The 23,185-nt window shown below is 66.9% G+C and carries 22 protein-coding genes; 11 read left to right on the top strand and 11 right to left on the bottom strand.

The genetic code is table 11. The features are described from left to right. Positions 1-93: 93 nt before the first annotated feature. Positions 94-1,119, bottom strand: coding sequence for a BMP family protein (locus LGR54_RS14580; RefSeq protein ID WP_230362721.1), 1,026 nt, complete (start codon positions 1,117-1,119; stop codon positions 94-96). 169 nt (positions 1,120-1,288) lie between these two features. Between LGR54_RS14580 and LGR54_RS14575 the strand changes: the two genes are divergently transcribed. The 7 genes from LGR54_RS14575 (at position 1,289) to LGR54_RS14545 (ending at position 8,553) form a co-directional block, all read left to right on the top strand. Continuing rightward, positions 1,289-1,663, top strand: coding sequence for a hypothetical protein (locus tag LGR54_RS14575; protein ID WP_230362720.1), 375 nt, complete (start codon positions 1,289-1,291; stop codon positions 1,661-1,663). A gap of 478 nt (positions 1,664-2,141) precedes the next feature. Further along, the gene (locus LGR54_RS14570) at positions 2,142-3,638 is read left to right on the top strand and encodes a 4-hydroxyphenylacetate 3-hydroxylase N-terminal domain-containing protein (RefSeq protein WP_230362719.1); all 1,497 of its coding nucleotides are present in this window, start codon (positions 2,142-2,144) and stop codon (positions 3,636-3,638) included. A gap of 80 nt (positions 3,639-3,718) precedes the next feature. Beyond that, positions 3,719-4,150 carry a nuclear transport factor 2 family protein gene (locus LGR54_RS14565; protein WP_230362718.1) on the top strand — a complete coding sequence of 144 codons (432 nt, stop codon included), beginning with the start codon at positions 3,719-3,721 and terminating at the stop codon, positions 4,148-4,150. Beyond that, complete coding sequence (locus tag LGR54_RS14560) at positions 4,147-5,610, top strand: amidase (RefSeq protein WP_230362717.1); 1,464 nt, start codon at positions 4,147-4,149, stop codon at positions 5,608-5,610. The genes LGR54_RS14565 and LGR54_RS14560 overlap by 4 nt, the downstream gene beginning before the upstream one ends. A gap of 8 nt (positions 5,611-5,618) precedes the next feature. After that, positions 5,619-6,911, top strand: coding sequence for an amidase (locus tag LGR54_RS14555; protein WP_230362716.1), 1,293 nt, complete (start codon positions 5,619-5,621; stop codon positions 6,909-6,911). Next, positions 6,908-7,459 carry a flavin reductase family protein gene (locus LGR54_RS14550; protein ID WP_230362715.1) on the top strand — a complete coding sequence of 184 codons (552 nt, stop codon included), beginning with the start codon at positions 6,908-6,910 and terminating at the stop codon, positions 7,457-7,459. Before LGR54_RS14555 ends, LGR54_RS14550 begins: the two co-directional genes overlap by 4 nt. Before the next feature lie 50 nt (positions 7,460-7,509). After that, the gene (locus LGR54_RS14545; RefSeq protein WP_230362714.1) at positions 7,510-8,553 is read left to right on the top strand and encodes a 2,5-dihydroxypyridine 5,6-dioxygenase; all 1,044 of its coding nucleotides are present in this window, start codon (positions 7,510-7,512) and stop codon (positions 8,551-8,553) included. Positions 8,554-8,599: 46 nt separating this feature from the next. On the opposite strand, the gene pcaC is transcribed toward LGR54_RS14545, so the two are convergent. The 3 genes from pcaC to LGR54_RS14530 are packed head-to-tail and all read right to left on the bottom strand — an operon-like array spanning position 8,600 to position 10,500. After that, positions 8,600-8,998 carry a 4-carboxymuconolactone decarboxylase gene (gene pcaC, locus LGR54_RS14540; RefSeq protein WP_214008623.1) on the bottom strand — a complete coding sequence of 133 codons (399 nt, stop codon included), beginning with the start codon at positions 8,996-8,998 and terminating at the stop codon, positions 8,600-8,602. Continuing rightward, complete coding sequence (locus LGR54_RS14535; RefSeq protein ID WP_230362713.1) at positions 8,995-9,726, bottom strand: GntR family transcriptional regulator; 732 nt, start codon at positions 9,724-9,726, stop codon at positions 8,995-8,997. The genes pcaC and LGR54_RS14535 overlap by 4 nt, the downstream gene beginning before the upstream one ends. After that, positions 9,727-10,500 (bottom strand): alpha/beta fold hydrolase, encoded by a 774-nt coding sequence (locus tag LGR54_RS14530; protein ID WP_230362712.1) that lies wholly within the window; start codon positions 10,498-10,500, stop codon positions 9,727-9,729. A 146-nt stretch (positions 10,501-10,646) separates the two neighbouring features. Between LGR54_RS14530 and LGR54_RS14525 the strand changes: the two genes are divergently transcribed. Beyond that, positions 10,647-11,354, top strand: a complete 708-nt coding sequence (locus LGR54_RS14525; RefSeq protein WP_230362711.1) for an enoyl-CoA hydratase/isomerase family protein — start codon at positions 10,647-10,649, stop codon at positions 11,352-11,354. A gap of 28 nt (positions 11,355-11,382) precedes the next feature. Beyond that, positions 11,383-12,306, top strand: a complete 924-nt coding sequence (locus LGR54_RS14520; protein ID WP_230362710.1) for an NAD(P)-dependent oxidoreductase — start codon at positions 11,383-11,385, stop codon at positions 12,304-12,306. A 37-nt stretch (positions 12,307-12,343) separates the two neighbouring features. Here LGR54_RS14520 and LGR54_RS14515 read toward each other — a convergent pair whose 3' ends face one another. From LGR54_RS14515 to LGR54_RS14500, 4 genes are all read right to left on the bottom strand, one after another. Beyond that, positions 12,344-13,450: a hypothetical protein gene (locus LGR54_RS14515; RefSeq protein WP_230362709.1), complete on the bottom strand. Its 1,107-nt coding sequence runs from the start codon at positions 13,448-13,450 to the stop codon at positions 12,344-12,346. A gap of 49 nt (positions 13,451-13,499) precedes the next feature. After that, the gene (locus tag LGR54_RS14510) at positions 13,500-14,615 is read right to left on the bottom strand and encodes a hypothetical protein (protein ID WP_230362708.1); all 1,116 of its coding nucleotides are present in this window, start codon (positions 14,613-14,615) and stop codon (positions 13,500-13,502) included. A 154-nt stretch (positions 14,616-14,769) separates the two neighbouring features. Beyond that, a complete protein-coding gene (locus LGR54_RS14505; protein ID WP_230362707.1) occupies positions 14,770-15,681 on the bottom strand; it encodes a class I SAM-dependent methyltransferase in 912 nt (303 codons plus the stop codon). Then, positions 15,678-17,000 (bottom strand): glycosyltransferase family 4 protein, encoded by a 1,323-nt coding sequence (locus LGR54_RS14500; protein ID WP_230362706.1) that lies wholly within the window; start codon positions 16,998-17,000, stop codon positions 15,678-15,680. The genes LGR54_RS14505 and LGR54_RS14500 overlap by 4 nt, the downstream gene beginning before the upstream one ends. A gap of 155 nt (positions 17,001-17,155) precedes the next feature. Here LGR54_RS14500 and LGR54_RS14495 point away from each other — a divergent pair, with 155 nt between their 5' ends. Together LGR54_RS14495 and LGR54_RS14490 are read left to right on the top strand one after the other, a co-directional pair. After that, positions 17,156-18,091 carry an NAD-dependent epimerase/dehydratase family protein gene (locus tag LGR54_RS14495; RefSeq protein WP_230362705.1) on the top strand — a complete coding sequence of 312 codons (936 nt, stop codon included), beginning with the start codon at positions 17,156-17,158 and terminating at the stop codon, positions 18,089-18,091. A gap of 19 nt (positions 18,092-18,110) precedes the next feature. Further along, complete coding sequence (locus LGR54_RS14490; RefSeq protein WP_230362704.1) at positions 18,111-18,977, top strand: ABC transporter permease; 867 nt, start codon at positions 18,111-18,113, stop codon at positions 18,975-18,977. 127 nt (positions 18,978-19,104) lie between these two features. Here LGR54_RS14490 and LGR54_RS26040 read toward each other — a convergent pair whose 3' ends face one another. The 3 genes from LGR54_RS26040 to LGR54_RS14475 all read right to left on the bottom strand — a co-directional run bounded on the left by LGR54_RS26040 (position 19,105) and on the right by LGR54_RS14475 (position 23,139). Then, positions 19,105-20,775: a methyltransferase domain-containing protein gene (locus LGR54_RS26040; RefSeq protein ID WP_230362703.1), complete on the bottom strand. Its 1,671-nt coding sequence runs from the start codon at positions 20,773-20,775 to the stop codon at positions 19,105-19,107. Positions 20,776-20,843: 68 nt separating this feature from the next. Beyond that, positions 20,844-21,734: a lysophospholipid acyltransferase family protein gene (locus tag LGR54_RS14480; protein ID WP_230362702.1), complete on the bottom strand. Its 891-nt coding sequence runs from the start codon at positions 21,732-21,734 to the stop codon at positions 20,844-20,846. Between the two features lies 1 nt (position 21,735). Further along, entirely contained in the window at positions 21,736-23,139 is a 1,404-nt protein-coding gene (locus tag LGR54_RS14475) for a cytochrome P450 (RefSeq protein WP_230362701.1), read from the bottom strand. Positions 23,140-23,185: the final 46 nt, after the last annotated feature.

Here is a 23,185-nt window from a genome sequence, read left to right as displayed (position 1 = left end):
ACGGGCGCCAGACGCCGTCGGAACAGGAGGCGACACAACGCGTCGCTGGGCATGTCGCGGGCGCCGCTGGCGGCACCCGCGACGATCCGGAGGTCACTGCGGCAGCTGCGACACCAGCTTGTGCACGCTGTCGGCGTCGTACTTCGCCGTCACCTTGATCTTGCCGTCGATGATATCCTTTTTCAGCGCCTCGATCTGCGCCCAGACGTCATCGGGAATGTGCTTGGTCTTCAGCAGCTTGACCGAGCCGTCCTTGAGGTTGATGTCGTAATTGTGCGAGCCGTAGGTGCCGGCCTTGAGGTCGGCGATCATCCCCGCATAGACCGGCTCCAGGTTCCACACCACCGAGGAGAGCAGATTGCCCTTGTCGATGGCGGTCTTGTCGCCGATCACGTCGATGAAATAGACCGGGCCGCCATTGGTCGCCTTGTTGGTCTCCACCGCCTGCAGCATGCCGAAGGACGAGCCGTTGCCCTGGCCGAAGATGATGTCGGCGCCGGCGGCGATCAGCGCCTCGGTGACGCGCTTGCCGCCCGCCGCGTCGGAATAGGCCGCCGGGCCGATCACCGCGTAGCGCACATTGATGCCGGCCTTCTCGGCCTTCGCCCCTTCCGCGAAGGCGGCGGACTGCGAGTTCCACGACGGCGGCTCGCCGGACACCACGATGCCGACCGTCCCGGTCTTGCTCGTCTTGGCGGCGAGGCGGCCGGCGAGATAGGCGCCCTCATGGCCGCTGGCGGTGTAGTCGGCGACCGCGCCGGCCTTCTTGGCGTCGGGGCGGTCGACGATAGCGACCGGCACCTTCATTTCCTCGCCGATTTCCGGGGCGGAGGTGTTGTAGCCGCTGGCATGGGCGATCAGCAGGCCGGCGCCGTCCTGCGCCATTTCGCGCAGCGTCGGGCGCACGTCGCCATAGCCGAGATTGTCGGCGACCAGTACCTCGACGCCGGCCGCCTTGCCGGCCGCCTTGGCGGCATCGATGCCCTGCTGATTCCAGCCGTAATCGGTGCCGGGCTCCGGCGTCAGGATGGCGATCGACTTCAGCTCGGCCGCGTGAGCGAAAGAAGCCGCACCGAGCAGCAGGGCAACCGCCATGCCGTGCAGAATGGTCTTTTTCATGGAAGGTCCTCTTTATGGTCCGCTGGAAATTTATATTCCATGCTTGGACATTTTATACTATTTCAGGGACATTAATGTTTGGAGTCACGTGGGTATGCTAAGAATTTTTGTTATTCTATGCTTATTGTCTTCTGCGGCTGCTTCGTCGGCGAAGGCCGAGGAGGCCCTCGTGGTCGAACGGGGCGTGGAAGGGCTCGTCGCCGTCACCTTCCACATCGAGAACGCGACGCGCCGGCCCGTCACCTGCTCGGCCGCCATCGCGCACTGGTATTCGGCCAAGATCGGCATGCTGTCGCCGGGCGGCCGCTTCGATGCGAAATTCTGGTCGAAGCCGGCGACCGGCGAGGTGTTCCTGCTCAACGACAAGCAGGACCGCATGCCGATCCAGCGTCTGTGGTGCGGTTTTGCCGGCGCCGATGTCTCGACGCGCAGCGAAATCGCGCTCGCCCGTCGTGCCGGTGCCGCCGAGCCGGCCATCGATCTGGTCTGCGCGTCCAAGGATGGCGAACGCGCGCTGGACTGCCGCCGGCGTGGGGGCGAATGATCGGTCGGGTCCTGGTCCGGGGCTCGGCATGCCGGATTCTCCCGCAATGGCGCTGACCGCGCCGACATGTCCGTCGTTCTCAACCAAAAAGCCAGAACCACGAGATTTGGTCAAGCGAAACGGTGCCGCATATGGTCGGATAAAATTGGTCGAGATAGTTGGCGCAGTTTGTTGTGGTCAATTTTTGAGCAGAATTTTCTCGCGATTCCCTTGATGATATGCACAATTTTCGCCATTTCTAGTCTGTGTATGGATAATAATATTCCAAATTCCTGAAGTCGGGCTGAATTTTGTGCGGTCGAATGGCACAGTGAGGGGTCTTGACCATTTCGGTCATTCAATGGTTGGATCGTGTCAGCCCGAGCCCGATGGCGAGGTCGATGCGGCGGTACCCCGCGCAGTGTCGTCTCGCCGACAGCTGCGACCAGGTCGATCAAGACGGCGTCCGGGAAACGGGTTCTTCAGAGGAGAGCGGACGATGAACGCGCAGACGGCGAAGCGGGAACTCCCGGGCGAACTTCCGGCCGGCCACAAGCTCAAGACCGGTGAGGAGTTCAAGGCCTCGCTCGACGACGGCCGCGCGCTGTGGGTCGGCGGCAAGCGCATCGCCAAGGTGTTCGACGATCCGGCGCTGTCGGCCGGCGTCGACCTCGTCGCCTCGATGTTCGACGACCAGTTCAAGCCGGAATTCGCCGAGGCGACGACCTATGTCGACGAGACCGGCGCGGTGGCGAGCCGCGCCTGGCAGGTGCCGCGCACCAAGGAAGACCTCGCCGCCCGCCGCAAGATGATCGAGTACACCAGCCTGAAGACCGCCGGCACCTTCGGCCGCCCGCCGGATCTGGCGCCCGCCATCGCGGTGGGCCTGCTCGCCTATCTCCCGACCTTCAAGGCGAAGAAGTCGCTGATCGACGGCTGTTCGCCGGACTTCGGCGAGAATATCGAGCGCTATGTCGCCTATGGCCGCGACAACAACCTCACTGCCTCGGAGAGCCTGACCGGCCCGCAGAACGACCGCTCCTCCCCCAAGGGCGCCGAGGCCTCGCTGCTCAAGGTGAAAAGCGTCGAGAAGGGCGGCATCCGCGTCTCCGGCGCCAAGACGGTGGGCTCGATCTCGGCGCAGGCCAACGAGATCTTCTTCACCAATCTCGGCGGCATCCGCGACACCCCGGCGGAAGCCTGCATCTGGGCCTCGGTGCCGATCAACGCCGAAGGCATCAAGCTGATCTCGCGCGAGATGGTGTCGCATCCCGGCGCCGACCCGTTCGACCATCCGGTCGCCCGCCTTGGCGAGGAAGCCGACCAGCTCATCATCTTCGACAATGTCTTCGTGCCGACGGATCGCATCTTCAATCTCGGCGACCCGACCGCCATGTCCTATTATGGGCCGGTCTGCGTGTTCGCCCACTGGCACGTGCTGACCCGCCTCGCGGTGAAGGCGGAGCTGTTCGTCGGCGCCGGCCAGTTGGTGCTGGACGTGCTCGGTACCGCCCACATCCCGGCGGTGCAGGGCATGCTGGGCGAGATCATCCAGTACGCCCAGACGCTGCGGGCCTTCATCACCGCCGCCGAGGCGCTGGCCAGGCCCACCGAGGGCGAGGTGATGGCCCCCGACGTCGGCATGCTGACCGCCGGCCGGCTCTACTCGATCGAGGAGTACCCGCGCATCATCCACATCCTGCAGGAACTGTGCGGGCAGGGCCTGGTGATGCGCTTCGGCAAGGCGGCGTTCGACAACCCGGAGATCGGCCATCACCTGCACGACCTCTTGCCGGGCAAGGGCGTCAGCGCCGAGGTGAAGGAACTGCTGATGAACTTCATCTGGGACATGACCTCCTCGTCGCTCGCGGGCCGTGTCGCCCTGTTCGAGAACGTCAATGCGAGCCCGGCGCCGCGCCTGCGCGAGCGTCTCTACAACGAGGTGAAGCGCGACGCCTTCATCGCGCAGGTGAAGACCCTCGCCGGCATGCCCTGAGCGGCCGTTCCGATCTCCCGGACCGCCGGCAGCGGCGGTCCGGCCCTCTCAAGCCCGCGATGCATGACCGGAGGCCCGGCATGGCCCAGCCAGCTGCCGACCCGTCCCGCCCCGCCGTCGATCCGGTCGAGGCCTTCTACGCCGCCTACAACGCCCATGACGCCGTTGCCGCCGCTGCGCTCTATACCGAGGATGGTTGGCACGAGGAGGCGCATAATGGTGCCCGTCGCGAGGGCCGCGAGGCGCTGAAGGCGGGTCTCGACCGCTTCTTCGGCTTCATCGTCGATGCGCACTGGCAGCCGCGCGAGCGGATCGATGCCGGCCCGCGCGTCGCCGTAGTCTATACGCTGACCGGCCGGCTTGGCGTCGACATCAAGGGCCGGCCGACCCGTGGGCTCGCCATCGAGCTCAAGGGCGCGCATCTCTTCGACATCGCCGATGGCCGCCTGCTCGGCACGTGCGACTATTGGGACCCGGCAATGTTCCAGCGTCAGATCGAGGCCGCAGCATGAGCGCCGACGCCGACACGCCCTGCCACGCCGGCTTCGCCGACTACGAGGCCCATGACGCCACCGGCCTCGCGGCGCTGGTGCGCGCCGGCGAGGTGACGCCGGACGAATTGCTCGACGCCGCCCTGTCGCGCATCGCGGCGCATGAGCCGCGCCTGCACGCGCTGGTGCATCGCTTCGAGGAGAAGGGGCGGCAGGCGATCGCCGCCGGCCTGCCGGATGGGCCGTTCACCGGCGTGCCGTTCCTGGTGAAGAACACCGGCTTCGAGATGGACGGGACGATCCTGTCCACCGGCTCCAATCTGTTCCGCGACGTAGTGTCGAGCCGCGATTCGACGCTGGTGGCACGCTACAAGGCGGCCGGCCTGGTCATCATCGCCAAGACGAACACCCCGGAATTCGCGCTGAGCTTCACCACCGAGCCGGATGCCTTCGGCCCGACGCGCAACCCGTGGAATCCCGCGCTCAGCCCCGGCGGTTCCTCGGGCGGCTCTACCGCCGCCATCGCCGCCGGCTATGTGCCGATGGCCAACACCTCGGACGGCGCCGGCTCCACCCGCCTGCCAGCCTCGCATTGCGGCCTGTTCGGCTTCAAGCCGAGCCGCATGGTCAATCCGCTCGGCCCGGTGGTGGTCGAAGCGATTGCCGGCATGTCGACTCCGCATGCCGCCAGCTGGAGCGTGCGCGACAACGCCGCGCTGCTCGACGCCAGCGGCGGGCCGGATATCGGTGACCCCTATCTCTCGCCGGTCGGGACAGAAAGCTACCTCTCGCAGCTCGAGCGCGACCCGCCGCCGCTGCGCATCGGCTTCACGCCGGAATCGCCGCTCGGCACTCCGGTCGATCCGGAATGCCGGAGGGTGGCGGAGGAGGCGGCGGCACTGTGCGCCGAGCTCGGCCATCATGTCGAGATCTGCGACGCCGGCTATGACGCCCATGCGCTGAAGGCGGCATGGCGTATCATCGTCGGCGTCAACATCACGCCGGCGGTGGAGATGCGCGGCCGGGCGCTCGGTCTCTCCGATCCGCTCGGCCATATCGAGCCGGTCAATGCCGAATGGGTGCGCGAGGCGCGGGCGCTGCCGGCGACTGCCTATCTCGGCGCGGTCAACATGCTGCACCAGACCGCCCGCTCGCTCGGCCGCTTCTTCCAGAAATACGACGTGCTGCTGTCGCCGACCGCCGGCGAATTGCCGCCGCCGCTCGGCAAGCTCGCCGGCGCCGGCAAGGGTCTCGACGATTTCTATGACGCCTTCTGGACGCATGCGCCGTTCACCTGCGCCTTCAACGCGTCGGGTTGCCCGGCGATGAGCGTGCCGCTCGGCATGTCGGCGAGCGGATTGCCAGTGGGCGCGCATTTCGGCGCCGGCTTCGGCAAGGACGGGCTGCTGTTCGCCTTGGCCGGGCAGCTGGAGCGGGCGCGCCCGTGGTTCGGCCGCCGGCCGTCGCTAGCCAGCCGATGAGGTCACCGATGAACGAGACGACGCCTTCTTCCCTGGTTGCCCTATCGGCACGCGAGGCGGCCGCGCGGGTCGCCGCCAACACCCTTGCCGCCGAGGCGGTGGCCGCCGCCTTCGCCGAGCGGATCGCCGCCCGCGAGCCGGTCGTGCAGGCCTGGGCGCATTTCGACCGCGACCGCGCGCTGGCCGAGGCGCTGGCCGCCCCGGCCGGGCCGCTGGCGGGCGTCACCTTCGGCGTCAAGGACGTGATCGACACCGTCGACATGCCGACCGGCTACGGCTCGTCCGTCTATGCCGGCTACCGGCCGGCCTGGGACGCGCCCATCGTGGCGCTCACCCGCCGGCTCGGCGGCGTGGTGCTTGGCAAGACGGTGTCGACCGAGTTCGCCATGTCGAGCCCGGGCAAGACCCGCAACCCGCACAATCCCGACCATACGCCGGGCGGCTCGTCGAGCGGCTCCTGCGCGGCGGTGGCCGCCGGCATGGCGCATGTCGCCTTCGGCACCCAGACCGCCGGCTCCATTGTGCGGCCGGCGAGCTATTGCGGCGTGGTCGGCTACAAGCCGAGCTTCGGCACGCTGAACCGCGCCGGCATGAAGCCGCTGTCCGACAGTCTCGACCATCTCGGATTGATCACCCGCGACGTGCGCGACGCCGCCTTCGCCGTCGCGGCGCTCGCCGAGCGTTCGGCGCTGGCGCAGGGGGCGATCACCGGCCCGCTGCGGGTGGGGCTGTTCCGCACCTCCCGCTGGGCCTCCGCCGAGCCCGCCACCCGCGCGGCGCTGGATCGGACGGTCGCGGCGATCGAGGCGGCTGGCGGTACGGTCCGCGAATTGCCGGTGCCGGACGTGTTCGAGCAGCTCTATGCGCTGTTCGACGCGGTGATGGGCTGGGAGACGCCGCACACGCTTGCCTATGAGCGTCGGGCACTGGGCGAGCGCATCTCGCCGATCACTCTCGGCTTCCTCGATACGCTGGCGAAGGCGACGCGCGACCAGTACGACGCCGCGCTTGCGGTGCTGAAGCGGCGCGACGCCATCGTCGAGGAACTGCTCGACGGCTGCGACGTGCTCATCACTCCGGCGGCGCCGGGCGAGGCGCCGGCCGGGCTCGGCGGCACTGGCGATCCGGTGTTCAACAAGCCCTGGACGCTGCTGCATGTCCCGGCGCTGACGGTGCCGGCCGGGGTGGGGCCGAACGGCCTGCCGGTCGGCGTGCAGGTGATCGGCCGCATCGGCGAGGACGCCTACACGCTGGCCGCCGCCGCCTCTATCGAAGACGCGTTGAAGGCCCGGCCGTCATGAGCGCGCGCGCGGCGCATGAAGGGGAGGCCGGTGCCATGGCGCCGAGCCTGTCGCATGCGGCCGATCCGGAGCTCACCAGCGCCTTCAAGCACGCCATGGGCCGTCTCGCCGGCGCGGTGTCGCTGATCACCGCCGGCCAGGGCAAGGAGGCGCGCGGCCTTACCGCGACGGCGGTGTGCAGCGTGTCGGTCGCGCCGCCGACGTTGCTGGTCTGCGTCAACCGCCATGGCGAGGCCCACCACGCCATCGCCCGGTCCGGAGCCTTCTGCGTCAATGTCCTCGCCGAGCACGACCGGCCGATCGCCGACCGCTTCGCCGGCCGACACGGCCATGCCGGCGCCGACAAGTTCGACGCCGCCGAATGGCTGTCGCTGGCGACCGGGGCGCCGGTGCTCGGCGATGCGCTGGTCAGCATCGACTGCACGCTGGTCGAGCATGTCGATGCCTACACCCACACGGTCTTCTTCGGCACGGTGCGGGCGGTGCGGCTCGGCGCGGCGGCGCCGCCGCTCGTCCATTTCGACCGCGCCTATCGCTCGCTGGCCTGAGCCGGCATCGACCTCACATTTCCGCGGGACCCCGGCAAGGGAAGGCAATCATGGCAATCAGTGATCTGGCGCTCATCGACGCCTGGAAGGACGTGCTGACGCTCTCGAAGCTCACGCCCGGCGAACAGGTGTCGCTGCTGGTCAGCGACGACAGCAACCCGCAGCTCGTCTCGACCGCCCGTACCGCGGTCGGCCAGCTTGGCGGCGTGCTCACCATCCTGCAGCTGCCGCCGCTCAATGGCGATGTGGCGCTGTCGCGCGATAAATCCGGCTATGTCGGCCATACCGCGCTGAAGGGCAACCGCCCGGCGCTGGAGGCGATGAAGCATTCCGATCTCGTCATCGACACCATGATGCTGCTGTTCTCCCCCGAGCAGGAGGAGATCCTGAAGACCGGCGCCCGCATGCTGCTCGCCTGCGAGCCGCCGGAGGTGATGCTGCGCATGAAGCCGACGCTCGACGACGCGCGCCGCGCGACCAATGCCGCCGCCCGCCTCGCCAAGGCGAAGACGCTGACCGTCACTTCGAGGGCGGGCACGGATTTCCGCTGCAAGATCGGGCAGTACCCGGTGCTGAAGCAGCAGGGCTTCGTCGATAAAAAGGGCGGCTGGGATCACTGGCCGAGCTGCTTCGTCGCCACCTGGCCGGACGAGGGCTCCTGCGAGGGAGTGATCGTCATTGATACCGGCGACATCCTGCTGCCGTTCAAGCGCTATGCCCGCGAGCCGATCCACATCTCCATTGAGGGCGGCTGGATCCGCAAGATCGAGGGCGGCTTTGAGGCGGAGTACCTGCGCAGCTACATGGACAGCTTCAACGACCTCGATGCCTACGCCATGGCGCATGTCGGCTGGGGCCTGCACAAGAAGGCTCATTGGACCACGCTCGGTCTCTATGACCGCGAGGCGGGGCTCTCCATGGACGCGCGCTCCTTCTACGGCAACTTCCTGTGGTCGAGCGGCCCGAATACCGAGGCCGGCGGCACCCGCGACACGCCCTGCCACATGGACATCCCGCTGCGCGGCCATTCGCTGTCGCTCGATGGCGAGCCGATGACCATCGACGGCAAGGTGATCCCGGAAGACCAGAACTGAGCGGCTTCCGGCGGCGGAGCGCCTCCGCCGCCGGAATGGCTGGCTGTCAGGCCTTCGCGGCGGCGGCCTTGGCGTCCTCTTCCGCGAACACTTCGCGGGCGACGCGGAAGCTGTCGAGCGCGGCCGGCACGCCGCAATAGATCGCGACCTGCAGCAGCAGCTCGCGGATTTCCTCGCGCGACAGCCCGTTATTGAGGGCGCCGCGCACATGGAGCTTGAGTTCATGCGGGCGATTGAGTGCCGCGATCATGCCGATGTTGAGGATGGAGCGCTCGCGGCGCGCCAGTCCTTCGCGGCCCCAGACCTCGCCCCAGCAATATTTGGTCACCAGCTCCTGCAGCGGACGGGTGAACTCGTCCATCTCGGCCAGCGATTTGTCGACATAGGCGGCGCCCACCACGGCGCGGCGGATCTCAAGTCCCTTTTCGAAGAGGTCGTCGGTCATTGATGGGTCTCCGGATCGTTGAGCGGGTTGGAAGGCGGAGGGTCGAGCGCGACGCGCGCGGCCGCTGCGACATGCCGTTCGGCGAGCGCGGCGGCGCGGTCGCCGTCGCGCCGGTGCAGCGCGTCGACGAGGGCGTCGATCTCCGAGCGGGAGGCCGACTTGCGGGCGGGATCGGCCAGCGAGCGGCTGCGCAGCAGGCTGATGCGGGCGTTCAGCCGGTCGAGGAGGTCGCCCGCCACCGGGTTGGCGGCGCCGGCGCACAGCGTACGGTAGAAGTCGAGCTTGGCGGCGAGCAGGTCGCTGAGCGACCCCACCTCGTAGACACGGCGCAGTTCGACATGCGCCGCCGCGAGCGCCGCCAGGGCCGCCTCGTCGGCGCGTTCGCAGAACTGGCGCGCCGTCAGCCCTTCGAGCACGGCGCGCACCGCATAGATGTTCTCCGCCTCCGCGCGGCTCAGCACGGCGACCGACAGGCCGCGCGCGCCGGCGACCAGCAGGCCGTCGACCTCCAGCTCGCGCAGTGCCTCGCGCAGCACGGTACGGCTGACGGCGAGCTCGGCGCACAGCTCCTTCTCGATCAGCCGCTGGCCGGCGGGGAGCCGGCCGGTCTCGATCAGCTGGCGCAGCGTCGCCACCAGCTTGCGGCGCAGCGGCGCGCTTTCCTGGCCGATTGGGCCGATGCCGAGCGAGGAGCCGGTCGGAGGGGAGCCGGTTGGAGGGGCGCTCATTCAGTCGGCCAGCAGGAACGGGTCGACCGCCGCATGGAAGCCGTCCGGCCGGTCGAGATTGGACAAATGCCGGGCGCCCTCGATCTCGACATAGTCGGCGCCGGGGATGAGGGCGGCGATCTCCTGCGACAGCTTCGGCGGGGTGCGGTTGTCGCGGGTGCCGACCACCACCCGGGTCGGCACCTTCACCGCCTTGTAGAGCTCGACCACATCGGCGGTGAACACCGAGCGCGCCGCCTCGACATAGGCGTCGGCCGACATGCCGGCGATGGAGGCGACGAGCTCACCGACATGGGCGGGATCGCCGTCCTCGACCAGCGTGTCGCCGGCATAGAAGCGGGCATAGGCCTCCATCGAGCCCTCGCGGATGGTCTTCTCGATGGTGGCCGCCCGGACCGCGCCCGCCTCGCCCTGGGTGGCGAAGCTGCCGGCGATGACGAGGCGCGACACCAACTGCGGCGCGAGGTCGATGAGATGCGCGGCGATCGGGCCGCCCATGGAGATCGCCACCACCCGGGCCGGCTGGCCGCCGAACGCATCGAGCAGCGCGGCGAGATCGCCGGCGACGTCGCGCACCGTGAAGCCGCCATTGCGGGTCGAGCGGCCATGGCCGCGCGCGTCGACGGCGATGACGTCGAACCGCGCCGACCAGCGGCGGATCTGCTCGCCCCACAACCAGGCGGCGGTGCCGAGGCTGTGGATCAGCAGCAGCTTCTCGCCGCTTCCGGCCCGGTCATAGCCGAGGCGTTCGCCGTTCAGGTCGATCAGTGCCATCGCGAAGGTTCCTCAGTGGGGCGGCCGGCTCCGGCTCCCTATCTTCGTCGTACCGTATTATTGTCGTACAATAAAAGTCAAACGGCGATGCCCCCGCGCCTGCCTTCCGGGCGGGGCGTCGAGCCGGCAGTCTCAAGGAGAGTGACATGAAGATCGAAGCGCATGGCGATGGCGTCTACGGGGTCGAGTACACCCGCCGGGCCGACGGCAACCACATCTCGTCGGCGCAGCTGGCCGAGTTCGCGACCACGCTCGACGAGGTGCTGGCGATGCCCGGCCTGCGCGCCGTGGTGCTGTCCGGCGAGGGCGAGCATTTCTGCGCTGGCCGCGTCGGCCTGCGGGGCCTGACCTCCGCCGCCGATGTGCGCGACGACCTCAACCTGATCCTCGAGGTGAACGACCGGCTGCGCCATTCGCCGGTGCCGTTCGTCGCGGCGGTGGAGGGCAAGGCGCTCGGCTTCGGCTGCGGCTTCACCACCCAGTGCGACATCGCCATTGCCGCCGAGGATGCGGTGTTCGCGCTGCCGGAAATGTCGCACAGGCTGCCGCCGCTGATCGTGCTGTCCTATTTCGCCAAGTTCGTGCCGTTCAAGAAGGCCTTCGAGCTGGCGCTGACCAGCCGGCATTTCGGCGCCGCCGAGGCGAAGGAGATCGGCATCGTCACCGAGGTGGTGCCGCCGGGCACGGCGCTGCGCCGCGCCGTCGAGTTCGCCCGCCTCATCGCCGGGCTCGATGCCGAATCGGTGACGATGCTGCGGGCGTTCTCACGCCGCGTCGCCGGCCTGTCGGACGCGACCGAGGCGAACAACGCCGTCGCCACTATGGCGATCGCGTTGGCCGCGCGCGCCCATTGAGATCGGGCCGAGCGGGGAGGCCGTGAGCATGGACAGTGTGCTTTTCATCGGCGCCGGGCGGATGGGTGGCCTGATGGCGGCCCGTCTCGCCGATAGCGGCGTGCCGCTCGCCGTCGCCGATCTTTCCGAGGAGGCGCTGGCCCCGTTCCGCGCGCGCGGCCTGCCGGTGGCGACGCGGGCGGCTGATCTGCCGGGCGCGATCGTCGTCACCATGCTGCCGACCGATCGGCACGTGCGCGAGGCCTTGCTCGGCGAGGGCGGTGCCTGCACCGGCCTGCCGCGAGAGATCGTCGTCGACATGTCGACCGCCGCGCCGGCCAGCACCATCACGCTGTCCGCCGATCTCGGCGGGCAGGGGGTGGCGGTGCTCGATGCTCCGGTGAGCGGCGGCATGGCGGGCGCCCGTGCCGGCACGCTGACCGCGATGGTCGGCGGCGCACCGGAGGCCTTCGCCCGCCTTCGCCCGCTGCTCGGGCTGATGTGCGGCGAGGTCATCCATGTCGGGCCGGTCGGTTCCGGCCATGTGATCAAGGCGCTCAACAACTACCTGTCGGCGGCGACGCTGTGGAGCGCTACCGAGGCGCTGATCGTCGGCGAGCGGCTCGGACTCGATCCGGCGGTGATGTTGAAAGTGTGGAGCGCGGGATCCGGCACCAGCCACGCCACGCAGGTGAAATTGCCCAACCACGTGCTCACCGGCACCTATGATTTCGGCCAGACGCTGGAGCTGTTCTGCAAGGACATCTCCATCGCCGTCGATCTCGCCCGGCGGGCCGATGCGGAGACACCGACCCTCGATGCGCTGCTCGCCTTCTGGTCGGCGGCGCGCGACCGGCTCGGCGGGCAGGAGGACATCACCGCCATCGCCCGGCTGATCGGCGGCAGCGGCGCGGCCGGCGGTCCCATGATGGCGACGGGGGGGCGTCCCGCGACTGATCCCTCTGGCGGGTGAGACAGGGGTGGCGGCGTGACCTGAGACGGCGCGCCTCTCAGCCTTGGGCGATGGCGGCCTGCGGGCCGGGACCCTCGATCTTCGAATCGCGGTCGCGCATTGCGTCCTCCGCGCGTTCGACGGCGTTGGAGAACTCCCGGTACAATTCGATGTCCGCTGCCAGCAATTCGCGGACGACCTCCTTGTCGTTCAGGCCTTCGGCGAGCTTGGTGACGCCCGGCGACGGCGCCGGGATTTCCCATGTCCCGAGGTCGTGCTCGAGCTGGGCACCGACCAGCAGCAGGAAATGCTCCAGATTGGAGCGCAACTGCACCGCTTTCATATTGGAGAGCGCATCGAGAGCGCTCGGCACGGCGACCAGCGATAGCTCCTCATCGCCGTTGTGGCAGGTCAGCAGGCGAGTGAGGGGATTCGACAACAGGCGGCGATCCCCCGGCGAGAGCCGCAGCAGCCACGCCCCGAAATCGTCGGCGTCCTTCAGTTCCTTCCCCTTCACCGCGTCCACCAGGCTGGCCAGCCCGATATTGCCGAGCTGCTTCACCGTGTCGTCGCTGTTGCGGGAGATCCATTCCAGCGTGAGCATCTGCTCGGCGAGTTCCTCGATCGGGTCGCGCAGGCAGGCGCAGATGTCGAAGCCGCTTCGCTGCAGGAACACTTCGAACTCGGCGAGATAGATGCGCCCGGATATGTAGATGGAGTTGCTGAAATTGATGTCGATGACGCTGCGCGTGGTGTCCGGCGGCAGCGCCTCGATGCGCGGATAGCTCATCTGGAACAGCGAATCGAACAGACGGTTGAGCCGCACATTCGGCAGTATCTGGGTCTCCAGGCGGAAGAGCTTGCGCTGGATCGTCGGGGTGCCGTAGCGCCGCCGATAGACGAGCGTCTGGGTATGCGCATCGTAGACGTCGAGTTGATGGCGCCGCGCCAGGCCTGACACCGCAGCCTCGTCGACGACGAAGCCGCACAGCCCGGTGTCGTGCAGGCCTTGTTCACGCAGCAGCGGGCGCGTGATCCGGGCCTGGACCTCGGCGAGCTTCTCGCTTCCCTCGAACACGGTGACGCTGGGCGTGTGCGATGGGTTGTCCGGCATGATCCAGCCCACGATCCGCGTGCCGGCATCCTCGTCGACGCTGAACAACATGTCGTCCGCTCCAGGTGAGAGCCGTCATGCCGGCTCTTCGAAAATGCGCTTAAAAGCGACTGTCGTGGTTCAATGTGGCGAAGGTTATCGCCCCCAGCCAGGCGATGAAGGCGAGGAAGGTGACGAGCACCCATTGCTGCATGCGCCACGCCTGCGAGGCCTCGACCGGCAGCGAGGGCGAGATGAACGTATAGATGAAATAGGAATGCTGGCGCATCAGCAGCGCCGCGCTTTCCACGGCCAGCGAGGCGACCTGCACCCGCGTCAGGGCGAAGCGCCGATTGAGGTCAAGCTCTTCATAGGCCGCCAGCGCGTTGACGGCGGCGCGTACATCCGCCTCATAGCCGGTAATGCGGTTGCGCAGGGTGTCGACCTCGGAGACGAGGGACTTGGCCCGCTGGCGCAAGGTGGCGGCCGAGGGGGAATTGGCGTTCTCGGCCGTCTTGAGCACCTCGAGCTCGCGCTGCATCAGGATCCGCTCGCCCTCGAAGCGGGTCATCGAGTTCTGGGCTTCGGTCGCCGCCTGCTTCGGATCGACGGTAGCCAGCATCTGGCGCATGTCGCTGATCTGCAGCAGCCGCTTCGCATATTCCTCGTTGGCGCGGTCCAGTTCGAATTGGGCCCGATCGAGCGCATCCTTGCGCCCGCGCGTTTCCATGTCGTTCAACAGCGCCTCGCTGCGCCGGATCATCAGCTCCACCGTCGCCTGCGCGTCCTCGGGGGTGAAGCCCCAGACCTTGATGACGATGGTGTTGGAGCGCCGGTCGACCGCCGCCATCGCGTGGCGCATCCAGAACCGCCAGGTCTCCTCGAGAGTGGCCTCGGCCGGCAGCCGCGACAGATAGTCTATGGAAGGCCGTGAAAAGCGCTGGAACCAGTCCTGCTGCCGGAGTTCCTGCACGAAGGCGCGGCTCATCAGGAAATTGGCGATGACGAAGGGATTCTGTTCGAAGTCCGCGTCGCCGCCGGAGCCTCCCGATATGTAAGACATGGCCTTGCGCGCCAGCGATGCCTCGTCGATCCCGGTCGTGCCCTTGCTGGTGTCTCCCAGCAGGTCGGTCGGCGAGTTCTGCTGGGAGAGCCGGAGGGCGAAGCGCGCTTCGGAGACGTAGAGATTGGAGGATACGCCAAAGACATAGAAGCCGTAGCCGACAGATATCGCCACCGCCAGCAACAGGGTCGCGGAGAGAAAACGGTGCTTCAGAACAAACTCGCGAAGAGCGTGTCCGAGGCCCCGTGATTCCGCCACCAGGGCACCGCCGGCCTGGGGGACCGGAACCGGCGCGAGGCCCTTTTTTGCCTTGGCAGGTGGTTTCTGCTTAACGGCTTGCGGCATGGGTGGCCTTCAGGACGACGATATCCTGGAAATCGTGAATCGCGCCCGATGCCACATCGACGACCTCGAACCAGCGACTCCAGACACTGCGTATGTAGCGTTCGGAGATGAAGGTGATCCCGTAGGGGTGTTCGTCGGTGGTCAAATGTCCGGCCTGCACCACGAAGCTGTAGCCCGAGCCATATTCGAAGACACGCCGCGCCCGTTCGATGTCCCAGGTCGGAATGCTGAGCATGTCGACGATCTTGGTCTCCGTCAACGCGCGGGTAAGGGCCCGCTGGCCGTGCACGGACAGGAAGAGATAGCCGCCGGGCCGGGTCAGTCGGGACAGGTCGGCGAGATGGATCAACTGGTCGGCCTCGCAGAGGTGGCTGAACACAGAAATGCTGACGACTGTGTCAAAGCTTTGGTCGGCGAGGGGAAGCGGAGCCGCCGGCTGCGTGTGGTACGCCTCGACGTGACGCAGGCTGGAGCCGATCCAGTTGACGTGGCGCCTGTCGATGTCGACGCCGACATAGCGGTGGTCGTAGCCGTGGAACAGCCGCGCGAGGCGGCCGACGCCCACACCGAAATCGAGCAGGTCGCCGAACTGCGCCGGGGGGCGCGGGCTGGCTTTCGCCAGGGCGCGCACGAGGTCGATGCCATGCCGGGCAAAGTCCTGCTCGCTCATCAGGCCGCTGGTGTTGTGCATCAGCTCGGCGGGCGGAAACGGCGCCAGCCGCGCGCGGTCGGCAGGCGTCTGCGTGGCGAGGTTCGACTGCAGCCACTCTTCCAGATCGCCGTTGATACCGGGCGTGGATGCGAGGGGCTCGGAAAATTCGGGCGTTGCGGACGGCGCGTCGAACCTTTGGGCCCAAACCGCAGCTTTCAATCCCTGAAAGCTGAATCCCTTCATGCGACTTCCTCATAGATGCGCAGCAGGTCGTCGACCATATGGCGCGTGGTCCTTTCGTAGCCGATCTGCTGGCTCATGGCACGCGCCAGCGCCGGGTCCTTCGCAAAATGCTCCATCGCTGCGGCGAGGGAGGTTGCGCTTCCCCGCGCAAAATATACGCCAGACGTCAGCGGAGGGACGAATTCGGTCATGCCGGCGACGTCGGCAATGATGACGGGCGTGTGCGTCGCCAGGGCCTGGAGCAGGATCAGCGGGCTGTTTTCATACCACAGGGAGGGAATGACCAGCACGTCGATCTCGGCCAGTCGCTGCGCCATCTCCTCGACGGGAAACGTGCCGCGGAAGCTGACGGGCAGCCAGGCGGCGCTCCGGCGCAGTTCGAGCGAATAGGCGGGATCCGACTGTTCGTCGCCCCATATGCTCAGCCGGGTGTTGTCGTGGGCGATGGCTCCCAGGGCCTCGACGAGCAGATGGACGCCCTTGTGCCGCGCCAATTGACCTATGAAGCCGAAATGGGTCTTGCCGTCCGACCGTTCCGGCTTGGGAGTGCGGTCGATATCGATGCCGAAATGGCTGATGTCGAGCCGCCCTTCGAAGCCGTTGCGGCGATAGGCGTCATACAGGAAACGGGTCGGGGCGACGGCGGCGTCGAACTTGCCATAGGCGTCGGCGAGGATGGCCGGGCGCTCGACGATCGCCTCTATGTCTTCCCGCCAGGCCGCCTTGAGAGCGGGCATGGCCAGGCGCGCGACGCGTGCCGACAGCGGACGCAGCGCCGGATGGCCGGCATAACGGGTCAGGCCGGCATTCGCATGCCCCGCCACTTCCTTGAGGAAGCAGTTCAGGCAGTTCGTCCGCTGCCGGTCGGGTCCGAGGCAAAGCGCCTCGTCATGGGTCTGCAACTTGTTGTTGAAGCAAATGCCATAAAAGTCGGTGAACGTGCCCACGGTTGGGATTCCGAGGCTATCTAGGACTTCGAGAAGGGCCGTGGTATGGTTGATCAGATGGCAGACGTGGACGACGTCCGGTTTTTCGCGTCGTAGGATGCGCTCCAACACGGTGCGCAGCTCCGGCATGTAATAGGTGTCGCGAACCACGCGGTTTGGAATGAGGTTGCGGTCGAAGCGCAGAACGCCGGTACCTTCCCACTCGTATTCCTCGATAAAGGCGGTCTGCGCGGTTTCTCCGGCGAATGTTGCGGTGACGATTTTTACAATGTGTCCAAGGTCTCGGAGGTTTCTAGCCACCACGCGCGTATAGCTTTCCGTGCCATAGAAATGGTCCGGGAAATAGCAGTGAACGAAAAGGACGATTTTCATCGTGCGGTTCCGGGTCGCCTTGTCGACTGATTGCATGTATCTTGCACTGCACACATTCTTCTGTACGAATTCGGGGTCCGCAACGGGATGGGCGATAAGGTCATTTTAATGCGGGTAGGGCAATCCGTGATCCTGAGAATCAGCTCAGTCGGCACATGACAGCTTTGGTCATTGGAGCGAGAGGCTTTCTTGGAACGGCGCTGTGTCGCGAGCTTGTGCGGCAGGGCGTGCCGCTGAAGGGTACTGTTTTTCGCGGACACTCCACCACTGACGGCCCCTTTCCCATTCATCGCGTGGATCTCGCCAAGACTTCCCATAAGGTGTTTTGCCGGCTCCTTGAGGACGTCGACACCGTTTACCATCTTGCTTGGTCGTCGATACCGCAAACCGCGACCGCCGATCCTCTTTCCGATTTGCGCAACAATGTCGTCGGACTGGTTAAGCTTCTGGAAGCGGTCCGCAAACGTCCGGACGTACGCGTGGTTTTCGCCTCGTCGGGCGGCGCTGTCTATGGGCCCGCCCGCTATCTGCCGATCGATGAGGGGCATCCCACCAGCCCGGTGAGCGCCTATGGCGCCTCCAAGCTCGCGGCGGAAAACTATCTCGCCTTCTATGCCGCTCAATATGAGGTCAACAGCGTCAGCCTCAGGATCAGCAACGCCTATGGCACCGGCCAGAACATCGCCAAGGGGCTGGGGGCGGTAACCGCCTTCACCCATGCCGCGATCGAGGGGCGTCCGATCACCATTTATGGCGATGGATCGACTTTGCGCGACTATGTGTGGGTCGACGATGTGGTGAGCGCGCTCATCGCCGCCGGCCGGCGGCGGGACGTGACGGGGCCGGTCAATGTCGGCTCCGGGGTGGGCTCCACGCTGCTCAGCATCATCGACGAGCTGGAGCATCATCTGAGGGCGCGCCCCAATGTGATCATGCGCGAGGCCCGGCGTTTCGACGTGCCGGCCTCCCAGCTCGACATTCGTCTGGCCGAGGATCGGTTGGGCTGGAAGCCTGCGGTCAACCTGCACTCTGGAATCGATTTCCTGTGCAGCCATTTCCAGAGTCTGCTGCCGCTGCGCGCGGCGCAGTGAGCGCTGGCGAGCGACGGTCATGAAGAGTGCTCCCGTACCGGCCGCCTCGGCCCTGACCGTCGCCGACACGCGGCGGGCGCTTGCCGAGCTCGACGCCGCCGCCCCGCGCTTCAATCAGAGGCTGCTGGCGCATTTCCGAGTCGTTCGGGCGGTTTTCCTGCGCGACATCCGAACACGCGTCGCCGGTAGCCGTTTCGGCTTTCTGCTGTCGCTCGGTCAGCCGCTCAGCCATATCGGCATCATGCTGTCGATTTACTACATATTGGGGCGTACCGGGCCGATGGGCACGGACACGACGATGTTTCTCGCGACGGGCGCGCTGCCCTTCGTCGTCTGGCTTTATGGATTCCGTCAGGTCAAGACCGGGCCGGTTTCAAACCGGAGGCTGCTTTCGTTTCCCGGGGTGACCCTGGTCGATCTTCTCGTGGCGCGCTCCATCGGCGAATTGCTCAGTTCGGCGTGCGTCGTCATCTTCACGCTGGCGGCACTTGCGCTTCTCGGCTTCGATGTCGTGGTTTTCAACGTGCCGCAATTCGTCTTCGTTATGTTTCAAGCCTATCTGCTCGGCGTGAGCATCGGGGTGTTCTTCGCCATCCTGGCTCTTCTGTCGCCATTTTTCTTGATTATCGCCAACCTGTTCGTGCCGCTGTCCTGGATCACCTGCGGCGTGATGTATCTGCCGTCCAGCTTGCCCGAGCAGCTTTCCTATTGGATCTGGTTCCTGCCGCTGACCCAGATCGTCGATGCGGCACGCACGGCCTATTACGGCTACTACATCAGCGATTTCTACAATGGTTACTACATAGCGGGGCTGATGCTGGCCTTTGTGACCGTTGCCGTCATCATGATGCATGCGCTCCGCACCAAGATAAGCGAAGCGCTCTAGCCTCATTCCATGGCGGGGGCGGCGCGCCTCCGCGCCGCGGCATGTCACCGACATATGCCTCTCGCGGGGCAGCCGTCGCCCCGGGCGCGCCGATGGCGGACCCCCGCGTGAGAGGGGCTCGGAAACGTCAGAGTTCCTTGATCAGAGTGGCAGAGAACCACGCGTCCTTCCCGGCCGTCCTGATCTGCGCGACGCCGGTGAGCGTCCTGCTGGCGAGCTTGGCGCCCTCGTCATTCCAGATGATCAGGTCGCGTTCGGCTGGCATGACGTTCCATTGGTGAAGTCCGCCATAGCCCTGTTTCAGCCCTTCATTGACCGAACCTTCGATGTGCACCATGCCGCCGGGGGTGCAGACGTCGAGCATCTGCTGGAGCGCGGTCCAGGGCGCGCGCATGTGGTCAAGCGCGTTGCGGCAATAGACGAGGTCGAAACGCTCATCCGTAAACTGCTGCGACAGGGTCTCGGCCTCGCCTTTGACGGTGCGGATGGCCGGCTCGATCCCGTATTTGTCGAGAAGCTCGTTATAGGGCTCGGCCAGCGGGTCGACGGCGACAATGTTGAGGCGGGTGCCGTAGAGTACCGGTCCGATGGTGGTGTGCGGCCCCGCGCCGACGTCGAGCAGCCGGGCGCGGACGATGTCGAGCCGCTGCAGCAGCGTCACCACGGAGGGCGGCACCGGATAGTGCCCGGCGGCGCGCTCGCGGAACTTCTTGACGGTTTCCGGCTTGCCGTGGCGGCCGGAAATCACGGTTTCCCAATAGGCGACTTCCGTGGGCAGCAGCGCGTGCCACGAGCCGCGCACCGGTGATTGCTCGATCGCGAGCGGGGCGGTCCTGGGCGAGGTGAGCCTCGACGCGGCGCGCATCTGCGGCGTGGCGAACCAGTCGGCTATCCGCTCCAGGTGATGCGCCCACAGCTCCGGCTTGACCGCCTTGTTGCTGGTCTGGTCGTCGACGTAATAGTCGACGATGAGGCCGTCGCCGCCATGGTCTTCCGTCGACGGCGGCGCCTTGGCCTTGATGCCGATCATGCCGGTCATGAAGGCCCTGAACTGCCGGACGTCCTGACGCGCATTCTGCAGGCAGTAGAGGCGCGGCGGCGTCGGATTGGCCTTGAGCGCCTCAATGGCGATGAACCGCTCGGGAAATGTCCGCGCGAGATCCACCAGCGACAGGTCGGGATAGCCGAGGCCGAGCACCTTGGAGAGGGCGCCCCGGCGCTCCTTCAGCAGATCGGTGTTCGGATTGTTGACGAAGCAGCTGGCCCCGGGAAAGTGCGACACCAGCACGAGGGAGGTGAAACCGCCGCCGCCAAACCCGACGAACACGATGTTCTCGTTGGCGATGCCCAGCTGGTCGCGGAGATTCGCCACCACATGGGCGATGTTCGGCAGCGTCCAGTGCTCCGCCGTTCCAAGGCCGAACCCCGATTGCACCATATCGCCCAGCGCGGCGGTCGGATCCTGCCACACCAGCGTGTTGTACGGCAGTTTCCGGAGCCAGTCGGCACGCAGGAAGCCGCGCGAGCCTTCCGCCGTCCTGTCCGCCCCGTGCGGGCTGAGCACGATCAGCGGCAGGCCCTTTCCCTTGGGAGAAAACAAAAACCCGTAGGGAAGCGGCTGCGATGTCACCTCATAGGTGCCGCCCTGCTCGAGGTCGAAATCGAAGTCGAACTCGGAGGAGGAAAAAACGTCCTGATGAGGCGCCTTGGCAGACGGGGCTGTGATCGTTTTCGACATTGGTCTCTTTGACGGGACAACGTTGCAATTTCGACCGCAGCGGAGGCCGTCGGCCGCCACGGCGTGATCAAGGGCACGAAACTATCGAACCCGAGCGCTTCAGTCCACGTAGCCCTCCGGGCCGGCAGTCAGAAGCGGTCGTCGAGGAAGTACCACTGGTCGGCATGCGCGCGGATGATCGGCTCGATCAGCCCGTTCAGATAGGCGATGTCGTCCAGAACGTCGGCCCGGGTTCCCACTGCGTCCGACAGCCGGAAGATGTCGCCGGCATGCAGTTCGAAGCGGCTCTTGTGGAGGCGGACGCAGTGGCAGATCACCAGCTCGGCGTCGCAGCTGCGGGCGAAGCGGGACACCAGGCCGAGATTGCCGCCCTCATGCGGTGGCCGGCCAAACAGCGGCGCCATGGTCTCGCCGCCGCGGGCATCGTCGCCGAAGATCGCGAACGGCCGAGCGCTCTTCAGCAGGCGCAGCGCGTCGCGCACGCCGCGCGGCCCCGGATGCAGCAGGGTAACGCCGAGCTCGGCCCGCACCTTCTGCACGATGGCATTGTGAACCGCCGGTTCCGGCGGCAGGTAGAAGCTGTTGATCGGCAGGCCAAGATGCGACAGCGCCGCCGGGAACACCTCCCAATTGCCGGTGTGCAGCATCACCATCACCATGGGGCGCGGCGGCGACCAGCCGGTGCGGAACTTGTCGGGGTCGAAGCTCACGCGTCCCTCGGCGATGAGGCGGTGCAGCAGCGAGAACTCGGCGTAGACGCGCCCGACATTGTCGAGGAAGCGCTGGACACCGGCCTCCACCTCGTCGTCGGACCAGTCCGGCTTGAGCCGCCGCAGATTGTGCCGGGCGCCGGTGATGATGTGCGGCAGGTTGCGCTTGACGTTGCGCCGCACCAGCAGGCTGCCGAGGTCGGACGCCGCGTCGATCGGCGCCCGGCGCAGCACCTGATGCAGGCCGAGATGCCAATAGTCTTCCAGCCGTTCGCGAAAGCCCTCGCGGATGACGTCGTTCGCGGTCATGTCAGCGCCGCCTTTCCAGGGTGACCGGCAGCCCGCCCTCCGGGCGCAGCGTCAGCCGGCAGATCGGCATCACCGGCGCGCCGGTCGGGCGGACGACGAAGCGCTGGGCTAGCATGGCGAGGCACAGCACCGCCTCGGTCAGGCCGAAGCTCGCCCCGGCGCAGACGCGCGGACCGACCGAGAACGGAATGTAGCTGAAGGGCGCTGGGCGGCCGGCCAGGAAGCGTTCCGGGCGGAACAGGTTCGGATCCTCCCAGAGATCGCGGGCGCGATGCAGCAGCCACGGGATCACCAGTACCATGGCCTGCGGCTCGACCTCGATGTCGCCGATCCGCGCCGCCTGGCTCGCCTGGCGGGAATAGATCGGAATCGGCGGGTAGAGCCGCATCGTCTCGTCGATCACCGCCCGGCACCAGCTGAGTTTCGGCACGTCGGCGAAACCGATCGGGCGGTCTCCGGCGACGCGGTCGATCTCCTCATGCAGTCGCTCCTCCACCCAGGGGGCGTTGGCCAGCAGGTACCACGCCCAGGTGAGGGTGGTGGCCGTGGTCTCGTGCCCCGCGAGGAACAGCGTGGCCGCCTCGTCGTGCAGCGCCTGCACGCCGAGCTTGCGATGGTGTTCGTCGTCGCGATGGCTGATGAGCCGGGAGAGCAGCGAATCCTCGCCGGAATCCGAGGCGAGATGGTCCGCGACCACCTGTTCGATGGTCCGGTGCAGGCCGGCGATGGCCCGGCGCACGCGCCAGCCGTGCCGCACGCGCAATCCTTCGTCGAGGCCGAGGAAGTAGCCGATGTTGAACGAATCGACCCGGTCCTGGAACTGGGTGAAGCCCTCGATCACCGCCCGGGCGGCCCCGGCGCGCAACTGGGCGCCGAACACGGCGCGGGTGATGATCTCGGCCGTCAGCGCCGCCATGTCCGCCTGCGCGTCGCGCGTCGTGCCGGGGGGCAGGGCGGCCCAGCGCTCGGCGAATTCGGCGGTCACGCTTTCCATCGGCGCGGCGAAGGCGGAAAGGCGGTTCTTGTGGACGGCGTCGGCGACCAGCGGCCGCCGCTCCGCCCAGAGCGGGCCATCGCTGATGAACAGGCCCTTGCCGATGACTCCTTCCAGCGCCCGCCGCACCGGCGGGCCCTTGCGCTCGAAGATGGCATTGTCGGTCACCAGTACCTGGCGGATGGCGTCGGGGCGATTGGCGATCACGATCTGCCGGCGCATGATGCGGAAGCTGTCGCAGCCGCTGGCGTAGGATTTCTCCATCCAGTTGGAGATCAGGCTGTGCCGCGCGCCGAGAATGGTCTCGACGAGGTTGGCGCGCTGGGTGCGTGGCTCGGGATGGGCCGGCTCGAAGAAGTCGGCGCCGCGGCGCTCGATCATCCGCGGTCGCTGATAGCCCCATCCACCCATGCCTACGCTCTCCGCCGCCTACGCTCGTTGCCGTCGTCGCGCCCGA

This window comes from Ancylobacter sp. Lp-2, assembly GCF_020523795.1.
GTDB lineage: Bacteria > Pseudomonadota > Alphaproteobacteria > Rhizobiales > Xanthobacteraceae > Ancylobacter.
Note: the sequence above shows the minus strand (reverse complement) of the source record. Positions and strands in the feature narration are given on the sequence as shown.